Below are 11,286 nucleotides of genomic sequence, written 5' to 3' on the forward strand. Positions count from 1 at the left end.
TTGCGCATGATCGCACCATGATGCTGGCGTACGCCGCGCGGCAGTCCGCCGGTGCCGCTGGTGTAGATGATGCAGGCCAGATCCTCGCGCTTCATGGTGGCACGCGCCTTGAGGGCAGCGCGGTCTTCATCCAGCATGGGGGCGCGGCCGGCGATCAGCTTGGCCCAGTCGTGAATGGCAAGGCCCTGCACCTCCTGCACCGGCTCCAGCGCAATGATGGTGCGGCAATTGTCGGTGGCCATGGCGGCCGGCAGCAGCGCCTTGGCCAGCTTCGGGCCCGATACCAGCGCCGCCTTGGCGCCACTGTTGGTCAGGATATGGGTGTGATCGGCTTCAGTGTTGGTGATGTAGGCCGGCACAGTGATGGCGCCAGCGGCCATCACGGCGAGATCGGCCAGGCACCATTCCGGGCGGTTCTCCGAAACCAGTACCACCCGATCGCCGCGATTGATGCCCGCGGCGGTCAGCGCAGCCGACAGGCTGGCGACGATATCGCGTGCTTCGCCCCAACTGATCGTCTGCCACTCGCCGCCAACCTTGGCGACCAGGAAAGGCGCAGCCGGTTGTTCATCGGCCCGATCCAGAAACAGCGTGACCAGATTGGGCGCGGCATCAATGCGCGCGGCAATGGTGGCGGGCCGCAAGGGCGGCAATTTCGGCAACATCATCCTCTCCCACGGGGTCGTTTGTCGCCCCTTGTTGTTCTCGTCAATAACCCGCCGGCCGGCCTTCGCCGCGCGCATCAGCACCGCCGCGCCAGCCACCAGCCACGCGCTGCACGCCATTCAGCTTGAGCGGCAACGCGGTCGCCACCGGCTTGTGGCCCATGGCGGCGAAGGCTGGAATCATGGCTTCGAGCATGGTGCCCTTTTCCACGGCAAAACGATCCCCGATGGCAATCAGCTGTGGCAGCGCGATGGCCTCTTCCACCGGCAAGCCCCAATCCAGCACGCCGATGATGGCCTTGCTCACCTGCGCGATGATGGTGACGCCGCCGGCCGCGCCGATGGCGAGAATGGCCTTGCCCGACGCATCATAAACGATGGTGGGCGACATCGCCGAGCGCGGCCGCTTGCCGGGCTGCACATGATTGGCGGTGAGTTTGCCCTGATCTTCCGGGGCGAAGTTGAAATCAGTCAGCTCGTTGTTGAGCACGAAGCCTTCGGCGACCAGGCCGGAACCGAAGGTCTTTTCCACGGTCGACGTCCAGGTGGTGATGTTGCCCATGGAATCGGCCACGGCGAAATTGGTGGTGCCGGCCACCTCATTGTCGGCCGCGTTCACCCGCGCCACCGGTGCGCCGGCCGGCATCCCGGGTTCGGCCTTGCCAATGCGGCCACCAGCATCGATCAGGGACGAGCGGGCCGCCAGATAGGCGGGATCAGCCAGGCCCTTGGTGGGCACTTCGACAAAGCCCGGATCGCCGATCCACTTCTCGCGGTCGGCGATGGCGAGGCGCTGGCTTTCGGCAAACAGATGCCAGGCCACCGGATTGTCCTTGCCCAGCCCCTTCATGTCGAAGCGTTCCAGCTGCTTCAGCATGGCCAGCACACCGGTGCCGCCCGACGATGGCGGGCCCATGCCGCAGATCTTGTATTGGCGGTAGCTGCCGCACACCGGCGCGCGCACTTCGGCCTTGTAGGCGGCGAGATCGGCCAGCGTCATCGCGGTGGGGTTCGCCTCGGCGGTGCTCACGGTCTTCACGATCGCTTGCGCAATCGGGCCCTTGTAAAAGCCATCAGCGCCCTTGGCCGCGATCAGCCGCAGCGTGGCGGCGAGCTTGTCGTTGCGAAAGGTCGTGCCGGCCTTCAGCGGCGCACCGTCCTTGTCATAATAGAGCGCACGGCCTTCCGGGCCGGCCTGTTTCAGACTGTCCTGCCCAAAGGCGATAAAGCGCGCCATGGTGGGCGAAATGGTGAAACCTTCGGCCAGTTTGATCGCCGGTTCGAACAGCTTTGCCCACGGCAGCTTGCCCCACTTCCTGTGGGCTTCGGCAGCGAGCGCGACATTGCCCGGCACGCCCACGCTGCGGCCGCCGGTGGCAGCCTGCATGAAGGGCATCGGCTTGCCGTTCTCATCAAGAAACTGCTTCGGGCTGGCGACGCCGGGGGCCTTCTCGCGGCCATCGATGCTGCCCACCGGGCCGTTGGCCGGCTGATAGACGATGAAGCCGCCGCCACCGATGCCGGAACTTTGCGGCTCCACCACGGTCAGCGCCAGCATGGTGGCAATGGCGGCGTCAGCCGCGCTGCCGCCCTGTTTCAGGATGCTCAGGCCGGCTTCTGATGCCATCGGGTTGGCGGCCGAGACCACCGCCTTGAACGGGCCGGCTCCGGCAGTGCTGGCGGCCTGCACTGGGCCGCTGTCAGCATCCTTCGGAATGGGTTGAGCCACGGCCGCAGTGGCAAGGAAGGAAGCGGCGAGGAAGAGCGTGGTTTTCATGGGACAGGCACCTTAGGCCGATTTGCGCGCCTGAAAAGTGGCTAAACTTGTGGGGCTGCCGCGGCGGCGTCCACGCAGGCAAAACCGTCGCGGCGCAGCAGCGCGGCCAGATCGGCCTTGATGCGCGTCACCAGCCCCGGCCCCTGATAGACCAGCGCCGAATAAAGCTGCACCGCGCTCGCGCCGGCGCGGATGCGGTCATAGGCGTCCTGACCCGAAGCGATGCCGCCCACCGCGATCAGCGGCAGTGCCCCGCCGGTTTCGGAGCGGAAGCGCTTGAGGGCCGTCAGCGCCAGTGGCTTCAGCGGCTTCCCCGACAGGCCACCAGTTTCGCCGGCATGGCGGCTGCTGAGTGCCGGCCGTGTGATGGTGGTGTTGGACACGATCAGGCCGTCCACTCCGCCATCAATGCAGGCGCGGGCGATGGTGGTCCAATCATCCTCACCCTGATCGGGGGCGACCTTCACGAACAGCGGCACATCGAGCGCGCCTCTGGCCTCCATCACCCGTGCGATCAGATCGGCGAGCGCCGCGCCATCCTGCAGGCTGCGCAGGCCCGGCGTGTTGGGCGAGGAGATATTGACGGTGACGTATGACGCCAGCGGCGCCAGTGCGCGCAGGCCGGTGACATAATCGCCGGTGCGGTCCTCACTGTCCTTGTTGGCCCCCAGGTTGATGCCAACAATGCCCGGCTTGCCCTGGCGAGCGGTGAGGCGGGCATGGGCGAACTCGACACCCTTGGAGTTGAAACCAAAGCGATTGATCACCGCTTCATCCTCCGTCAGCCGGAACAGCCGCGGTTTGGCATTGCCCGGCTGCGGCCGCGGGCAGACGCTGCCGCATTCGACGAAGCCGAAGCCCAGGCGCAGCATCGCGTCTGGCACTTCGGCATCCTTGTCGAAGCCAGCGGCGAGTCCGATCGGGTTGGGCAGCTTCAGACCGGCCAGCGTGGTGGCGAGGATGGGATCATCAGCTGGCGCAGCGGGCACCAACCCGGTCTTCAGCGCGGCCAGAGTCAGATTGTGCGCCGCTTCCGGATCAAGCGCGAACAAGAGGGGTTTGAGAGCGGCAAACATCGGTCACCGCCATGGCAGGGCGGCGGACGGGGTTCAATCCCCCTCATCGTCCCGCCCGACCATGTCCAGCGCCCTTGCCCGGCGCTGGTGGAGGCCGCACCAGTGAATGAGCGCCTCTTCGCGGCCGTGTGTCACCCACACTTCGGCGGGGTTCAGCTCGCTGATGGTGGCGGTCAGCTCGTCCCAATCGGCGTGATCGGAAATCACCAGCGGCAGTTCGATGCCGCTCTGCACGGCGCGTTGGCGCACGCGCATCCAGCCGCTGGCCATGGCGGTGATCGGATCGGGCAGGCGGCGGCTCCACACATCGCGCAGGGCCGAAGGCGGCGCGATGATGATGGCGCCCTTCAGGGCATCGCCCTTCAAGGTGCCGACCGGGCGCAAATCGCCGAGGGCCACCCCGTGCGCTTCATAGAGCGCACACAGGGCGGTCATCGCACCGTGCAGATAGATCGGCGCATCGTGCCCGGCGCGGCGCAGTTCGGCGATCACCCGCTGCGCCTTGCCCAACGCATAGGCCCCCACCGCCACACAGCGATCCGGATTGGCGCTGAGTGCCGCCAGCAGCCTGGCGATTTCGCTGGCGGTGCCGGGATGGCGGAACACCGGCAGGCCGAAGGTGGCTTCGGTGATGAAGATATCGCAGGCCAGCGGCTCGAATAAGGTGCAGGTCGGATCCGCGCGGCGCTTGTAGTCGCCAGAAATGATGATGCGCGTGCCCGCCTTTTCCAGCACCACCTGCGCCGAACCCAGCACATGCCCGGCCGGCAGCAACATGAGTGCCAGGCCGTCGCCTAGCGCCAGCCGTTCGCCACAGGCCAGCGCCTGCCCGCCCGGCTGCGGGCCAAAGCGCTGGTGCATGATCGCCAGCGTTTCGGCGGTGGCCAGCACCGAGCCGTGCCCGGCGCGGGCGTGATCGGCGTGGCCGTGGGTGATGATGGCGCGGGCCTGCGGGCGCGACGGATCAACCCAGGCGTCGATGCCGGGCAGATAGAGGCCTTGCGGTTGGGGCAGGATCCAGTCGGGCGCGTCAGCCATGGCATCAGGCCTTGCATCACCGCGCCACTGTGTAAAGTTGGCGCGGAACAGTTTGCCGGGGGGAGTGACAATGCGCGCAATAATGCTGTCGATGCTGGGCCTGGCGAGTGCGGCTAGTGCCGAATCCCCGGTGACGCCGGGCAAGTGGCAGACAACCACCACGGTCGAATCAATGACAATGCCGGGCATGCCTCCGGAAATGGCCAAGCGCATGATGGGCAAACCAATGAGCGCCACCATCTGCATCACGCCCAAGGAGGCCGCCGCTGGCCCGCGCGACGTGATTGGCAAATCCAATGGCGCCTGCCGCTATCGGAGTTTCGCCGCCACCGCTGGCCGCATCAACGCCGTGATGGAGTGCAAGACCGGCGCCCCCACCCCGCAACTGATCGCCGTTTCCGGCACCTACAGCCCGGTTTCCTATGACATCCGTTCCAAAATGAGCGGCGGCGCGGTGCAATCGGTGTCGCGCACCATGGGCAAGCGTCTCGGCCCCTGTTGACGGCTCTCGCCTAGCCGGGGCACGAGCGGGGGGTGAGCCTGCCCCCCATCATCGCCAACTGGTTTGCCGTGCGCGGCTGGCAGGTGCGCGCCCACCAGCTGGCGATGCTGGATGCCGCAGCAAAGGGCCGCCACGCGCTGCTGACGGCGCCGACCGGGGCAGGCAAGACGCTGGCGGGGTTTCTGCCGACACTGGCCGATCTGGCGACTACGCCGCATGAGGGGCTGCACACGCTTTACATCTCGCCGCTGAAGGCGCTGGCGGTGGATGTGCAGCGCAATCTGCTGAATCCAATTGCCGAGATGGGCCTTGATATCAGGGTGGAAACCCGCACCGGGGATACGCCAGCCGCCCGCAAGGCCCGGCAGAAGGAAGAACCGCCGCACATCCTGCTGACGACGCCGGAAAGCCTGGCCAATCTCCTCTCCAACCCGGAAGCTGCGGCGATGATGGCCGGGGTGAAGCGTGTCATCATCGATGAAGTCCACGCCTTCGGTACCACCAAGCGCGGCGACCAATTGATGCTGTGCCTGGCCCGCTTGCAACGCCTCGCGCCGGCGCTGCAGCGCGTAGGCCTGTCCGCCACCATCGCCGATCCGGAAAGCTGGGCCGGCTGGCTGGCGCCAGATGCCGATTCCACGCAGGTCGAGATCGTGGTGGCCGAGGGTGGCGCCGATCCAGCCATCGATATCCTGGTGATCGACGATCGCATTCCCTGGGGCGGGCACAACGGCCGCTGGGCGGCGCGGGCCGTCATGCGCCGCATCGAGAGTGCGCGGCTGGCCATCGTCTTCGTCAACACCCGCGCGGTTGCCGAACTCGTGTTCCGCGATCTGTGGGCGGAAAATGACCAATCGCTGCCGATCGGTATCCACCACGGCAGCCTGGCGCCCGAAGCCCGCCGCAAGGTGGAGGCGGCGATGGCGGCCGGCAAATTGCGCGCCATCGTGGCGACGGCCAGCCTCGATCTCGGCCTCGATTGGGGCGACGTTGATCTCGTCATCCAGATGGGTGCGCCCAAGGGCGCGTCGCGCCTGCTGCAACGCACCGGCCGTGCCAATCACCGCATGGATGAAGCCAGCCGCTGCCTGATCGTGCCCGGCAACCGCTTCGAATATCTGGAGGCGCTGGCCGCGCGGGACGCGGTGCAGGCCGGCGAGCTGGACCCAGACGGTTTCCGTCCTGGAGCGCTCGATGTGTTGGCCCAGCATGTCGTTGGCTGCGCGGCGGCCGGACCGTTCTTGCCTGACGATCTGTATGACGAAGTGAAAAGCGCCGCGCCTTATGCCGGCGTTACCCGCGATAGCTTTGATGCCGTGCTCGGCTATGCCGCGACCGGTGGCTATGCACTGAAGGCTTATGAACGCTACCAGCGGCTTGTGACCCAGCCCGATGGCCGCGTGCGGCTACGCTCGGCGGCGCTGGCGCGGCAATGGCGGATGAACAGCGGCACCATCGTCGAAGCTGTCGCCATGAACGTCGTGTTCGGCAGCGGCAAATCCAGCCGCCACGGCCGCAAACTGGGCCAGGTCGAGGAATATTTCGCCGGGCAACTGCGGGTGGGGGACAGTTTCATGTTCGCCGGCCAGACGCTGGAAGTTACCGGCTTCGACGGCGCCGATATCCATGTGCGCATGGGGCGCGGCAGCCCGAAAGTGCCGGTCTATGCCGGCGGGCGCATGCCGATGACGACGCGGCTGGCAGCGAGGGTACGCGGCCTGATGAACGATCGAGGGCGCTGGCCCGAAATGCCGGGCGACGTGCGCGAATGGCTGGCCATCCAAGATCGCGTCTCGCGCCTGCCGGGCACCGACGATGTGCTGGTGGAGACGTTCCAGCGCGATGATCGCTGGTACATGGTGGTTTATGGTTTCGCCGGCCACCCGGCGCACCAGACGCTGGGGATGCTGGTGACGCAGCGCATGGAGCGGGCCGGGCTGAAGCCGCTGGGCTTCGTCGCCAGCGATTATGCCATGGCCTGCTGGAGCCTCGATCCGGTGGATGATCCGCAGCCCTTGTTCGATCCGACCGTGCTGGAGGATGAACTGGCCGAATGGCTCGCCGCCTCGCCCTTTCTGCGGCGGGCATTTCGCGAAGTCGCCATCATCGGCGGCCTGATCGAGCGGGTGCAGCCCGGCGTGCACAAGAGCGGCAAGTCGATGAGCGTATCATCCGACCTGATCTACGACGTGCTGCGCCGGCACGAACCTGATCACCTGCTGCTCACCGCCGCCTGGACCGATGCGCGCGGAAAGCTGACGGACATTGCCCGGCTGGCGGCGCTGCTGGAACAGGCGCACGCGCGGCTGAGCCATGTCCGCGCTGCGCACGTGACCCCGCTGGCGGTGCCGTCGCTGCTCACCATCGGGCGCGAACGGGTGGGTGACAGTGCCGATTCTGCGCTGCTTGCCGAGGCCGAGGCGCTGATTGCCGAGGCCATGGCTGTCGGCTAGGCAGGCAGCATGCGCTCTCCCGACACCGTGTTTTTCGGCCACCCGAAGGGCCTTGGCTTTCTTGCCTCCACCCAGGCCTGGGAGCGCTTTTCCTTCTACGGCATGCAGGCGCTGTTGCCGCTCTATCTCGCCGGCCATCTGCTGGATGCCGATGTCGCGGCCGGCGTGTGGGGGCTTGCCGGCCTGCGCACCGGAATCGAGGCTGCGACGGGCCCGCTTTCCAATACCGCCTTTGCCGCCCAGTTGTTCGGCCTCTACATTGGGCTGTTCAACATCGCGCCGCTGCTCGGCGGCTGGCTTGCCGATGTGGCCTGGGGGCAGCGGCGCACGGTCATGGCCGGTCTGGTGCTGATGGCGGCGGGTCATCTGGCGATGGCGGTGGAAGTCTTGTTCCTGCCGGCGCTGGGGCTCTTGTTGGCCGGTGGCGGCTGCCTCAAGGGCAATCTCTATGCTCAGGTTGGCATGCTCTATGCTGCCGGCGATACGCGGCGCACCCGCGCCTATGCCATCCATCTGATGGCGCTCAATGTCGGCTCTGTGCTGGCGCCGCTGGTGTGCGGCACGCTGGGCGAAGAGGTGGGCTGGCACTGGGGCTTCGGCGCTGCCGGCATCGGCATGCTGGCCGGGCTTGCCATCTATGTGGCCGGCACCCGGCACCTGCCGCCCGATCAGTCCCGCCAGCGGGCGGTGGTGGTGGCATCGGCCGGTGATCTGCCGGCCATCATTGCCATTGGCCTGATGCTGCTGCCCTACATGATCGTGTATGCGGCGGCCATGCAGGCGTATAATCTGCTTCTGGTCTGGGCCGAAACCGCCATGAACCGCGACGTTGCCGGCTTTTCCGTGCCGGTCACCTGGCTGCTGACGGTGGACGGGCTGTTGACGATCCTGGGCATCGGATTGGCCCTGCGGCTGTGGGCGTGGCTTGGCCCACGTGAACCCGGCACGCTGGCCAAGTTGGCGGTGGCCGGCGTGCTCGTGGCTGCGGCCTGGGTAATTCTCGCCTTGGTGACGCCGGATGCAGGCGGCGCGCAAGTGCCGTTCCTGGCTGTGCTGGGCTTCTTTTTTGTGATCGACCTGTCTTACGGCTGGCTCGATCCGCCATCCAATGCCTTTGTTTCGGCCCATGCGCCGGCGCGGCTGGCCACCACGCTGATGAGCCTCAACATCGCGGCCTTTGGCGCTGCCAATATCCTGTCGGGCTGGTTCGGTCGCTTCTACGAACCGCTGGGGCCGGCCGGCTTCTGGTGGTTGATGGCGGCGGTGGCGTTGGCCGGCACCGTCGTCGCCCTGGTGCTGCGGCCACTGGTGGCGCGGCTGATGCGGGCGTGAGCACCGGCTTTTCCTTTGCCGGTGAACAGGTTGAAGCGCTGGCCTGCGGCGCGCTGTGGTGGCCGGCAGAGGCGACCTTGTTTGTTGCCGATCTCCACTTCGAAAAGGCCAGCCATTTTGCCCGCAAAGGCTGGCTGTTGCCGCCGCACGCCACTGCCGACACGCTGGCCAATCTGATCGCCGCGGTGGAAGCAACCGGCGCGCAGCGGCTGGTGTGCCTGGGCGATTCGTTCCACGACGAAGCCGGCCCTGACCGATTGTCGGACGAAATCCGCCGCGCGTTGATGACGATGACGCGCAGCCTCGATTGGTGGTGGATCACCGGCAATCATGACGGAGATGCCGCCGCCGTGCTTGGCGGCCGGGTGTTGGAGGAAGGCCGCATCGGCCCGCTGGTGCTGCGCCACGAAGCCGATCCGGCCGATGCCACACCCGAACTTTCTGGCCATTTCCACCCCAAGCTGGTGATCCGCCACCGTGGCCGCCACATCGCGCGGCGCTGCTTTGCCCACAGTGCAACCAAGCTGATTCTGCCGGCCTATGGCGCCTTTACGGGCGGGCTCGATATCGCCGATCCGGCCTTGCAGGCGGCGCTGGCGGGGCCGGCGACGGCTCTGGTGGTCGACGGTGAGCGGCTGTTGCGTTTTCCGGTAGGTTGACGTTGCCTCCCCATCGGGAGACGCTCCACTCATGAGCAGCGATTTCGATCTCGTCATCCGCAAGGGCCACATTGTCGACGGGAGCGGCAGCCCCGGTTTTGATGGCGATGTCGCGGTGAAAGATGGCCGCATCGCCGCCGTTGGTACCGTGAACGGGCGAGGCGTCGAAGAGATCGACGCCAAGGGCCTGCTGGTCACTCCCGGCTTTGTTGACGTGCACACCCATTATGACGGGCAGGCGACCTGGGATCAGCGGCTGCAACCGTCGTCATGGCACGGCGTCACCACGGTGATTGCCGGCAATTGCGGCGTCGGCTTTGCACCGTGCCGGGTGGCGGATCAGGATCGGCTGATCCGCCTGATGGAAGGGGTGGAAGATCTGCCCTTCCCCGTGCTCAAGGAAGGCCTGCCATGGAACTGGCAAAGCTTCCCCGACTATCTCGACAGTCTTCAGGGCCGCGCCTTCGACATGGATATCGGCCTGCAACTGCCGCATGCGGCCCTGCGGGTGTTCGTGATGGGCGAACGCGGCGCCAATCGCGAAGCGGCGAGCGCGGAGGATATCGCGCAGATGGCGGCGCTGGCCGAAACGGCGATGCACGCCGGGGCGATGGGCTTTTCGACGTCGCGCACCCTCAACCACCGCACGTCCGATGGTCAGCCGACGCCAACGCTGACCGCCGCTGAGGACGAGTTGATGGGCATCGCGCTTGCGCTGGGCCGGGCCGGCAAGGGCGTGCTGCAGTTCGTTTCCGATTTTGCCGATCCGGTGACGGAATTCGCCATGATGCGCCGGCTGTGCGAACGCTCCGGCCGGCCGCTCAGCTTCTCCCTCGCGCAGTCACCGGTCGCGCCGCTGGGCTGGCGCAAGCTGCTCGACCTGCTGGAACAGGCAACCGCAGCAGGCCTGCCGATGAAGGCGCAGGTGGCCGCAAGGCCCGTGGGCGTGCTGCTGGGCCTTGATCTCACCTTGAACCCGTTCAGCCTGCACCCGGATTGGTCAAAGGCTGCCAGCCTTGATGAACAGCGCCGCAGCCTTGCCGATCCGGATTTTGTCGCCCGCCTGATCGCCAACCCGCCGGCCAAGGGCAATGCGCTCGGTACGGCGCTGCTGCACCGTTGGAGCGACATGTATCAGCTGGGCAACCCGCCCAATTATGAGCCGCTGCCCGAAACCAGCCTGGCGGCCGAAGCAATGCGGCGCGGGGTGGCGTATGAAGTGGTGGCCGCCGAATGGCTGCGCGCCGGCATGATCTATGTGCCGTTCCTGAATTTTGCCGATGGCGATCTCGACGCGGTTGGCGCGATGCTGGACCATCCTGACACTATCCCCGGCCTGTCCGATGGCGGCGCGCATGTCGGCATGATCTGCGACGGCAGTTTTCCCACCACCTTGCTCACCCACTGGGCGCGCGATCGCACCCATGGCCGGTTGCCACTTGAGCATCTGATCAAGCGCCAGTCCCACGACACCGCACGCGCTGTCGGCCTGGCTGATCGCGGCCTGCTGGCGCCGGGCCAGCGGGCCGACATCAACCTGATCGACCTCGCGGCGCTTGCCTTGCTGCCGCCGGAGGTGGCGCATGATTTGCCCGCGGGCGGTCGCCGCCTGTTGCAGCGGGCGGCGGGCTATCGCGTCACTCTGGTGGCGGGCCAGATCACCTACCGCGATGGCGAAGCCACCGGCTTGCTGCCCGGCCGGCTGCTGCGCGGCGGCACAAGTGGCTGAAAAGCCCGCGACTCGGCGCGTCCAGCACGCCGTTCATCGAAGTTACGCTTGACCG

The 11,286-nt window shown here is 66.8% G+C and carries 9 protein-coding genes; 5 read left to right on the forward strand and 4 right to left on the reverse strand.

Translation table 11 applies throughout. From position 1 onward, the window contains the following. The 4 genes from RT662_RS11585 to RT662_RS11600 form a co-directional block, all read right to left on the reverse strand. On the reverse strand, positions 1-665 hold a 665-nt coding region (locus RT662_RS11585; protein ID WP_313670861.1), incomplete at its 3' end, for an AMP-binding protein. Positions 666-708: 43 nt separating this feature from the next. Further along, on the reverse strand, positions 709-2,442 hold the full coding sequence (gene ggt / locus RT662_RS11590) for a gamma-glutamyltransferase (protein ID WP_313670862.1): 1,734 nt from the start codon (positions 2,440-2,442) through the stop codon (positions 709-711). Between the two features lie 41 nt (positions 2,443-2,483). Continuing rightward, positions 2,484-3,518, reverse strand: a complete 1,035-nt coding sequence (locus RT662_RS11595) for a quinone-dependent dihydroorotate dehydrogenase (protein WP_313670863.1) — start codon at positions 3,516-3,518, stop codon at positions 2,484-2,486. Between the two features lie 33 nt (positions 3,519-3,551). Beyond that, positions 3,552-4,556 carry a ligase-associated DNA damage response exonuclease gene (locus RT662_RS11600; RefSeq protein ID WP_313670864.1) on the reverse strand — a complete coding sequence of 335 codons (1,005 nt, stop codon included), beginning with the start codon at positions 4,554-4,556 and terminating at the stop codon, positions 3,552-3,554. Between the two features lie 70 nt (positions 4,557-4,626). Here RT662_RS11600 and RT662_RS11605 point away from each other — a divergent pair, with 70 nt between their 5' ends. From RT662_RS11605 to RT662_RS11625, 5 genes are read left to right on the forward strand one after another with little or no spacing between them, the layout of a single operon-like run. Beyond that, positions 4,627-5,058, forward strand: a complete 432-nt coding sequence (locus RT662_RS11605) for a DUF3617 domain-containing protein (RefSeq protein WP_313670865.1) — start codon at positions 4,627-4,629, stop codon at positions 5,056-5,058. 32 nt (positions 5,059-5,090) lie between these two features. After that, positions 5,091-7,511 carry a ligase-associated DNA damage response DEXH box helicase gene (locus RT662_RS11610; protein WP_313670866.1) on the forward strand — a complete coding sequence of 807 codons (2,421 nt, stop codon included), beginning with the start codon at positions 5,091-5,093 and terminating at the stop codon, positions 7,509-7,511. A 9-nt stretch (positions 7,512-7,520) separates the two neighbouring features. Continuing rightward, on the forward strand, positions 7,521-8,843 hold the full coding sequence (locus RT662_RS11615) for an oligopeptide:H+ symporter (protein ID WP_313670867.1): 1,323 nt from the start codon (positions 7,521-7,523) through the stop codon (positions 8,841-8,843). Further along, positions 8,840-9,502: a ligase-associated DNA damage response endonuclease PdeM gene (gene pdeM, locus RT662_RS11620; protein ID WP_313670868.1), complete on the forward strand. Its 663-nt coding sequence runs from the start codon at positions 8,840-8,842 to the stop codon at positions 9,500-9,502. The genes RT662_RS11615 and pdeM overlap by 4 nt, the downstream gene beginning before the upstream one ends. Before the next feature lie 31 nt (positions 9,503-9,533). Next, positions 9,534-11,231, forward strand: coding sequence for an N-acyl-D-amino-acid deacylase family protein (locus RT662_RS11625; protein WP_313670869.1), 1,698 nt, complete (start codon positions 9,534-9,536; stop codon positions 11,229-11,231). Positions 11,232-11,286 lie beyond the last annotated feature (55 nt).

The sequence above is a fragment of the Sandarakinorhabdus sp. genome, from assembly GCF_032115815.1.
In the GTDB taxonomy this organism is placed as follows: domain Bacteria; phylum Pseudomonadota; class Alphaproteobacteria; order Sphingomonadales; family Sphingomonadaceae; genus Sandarakinorhabdus.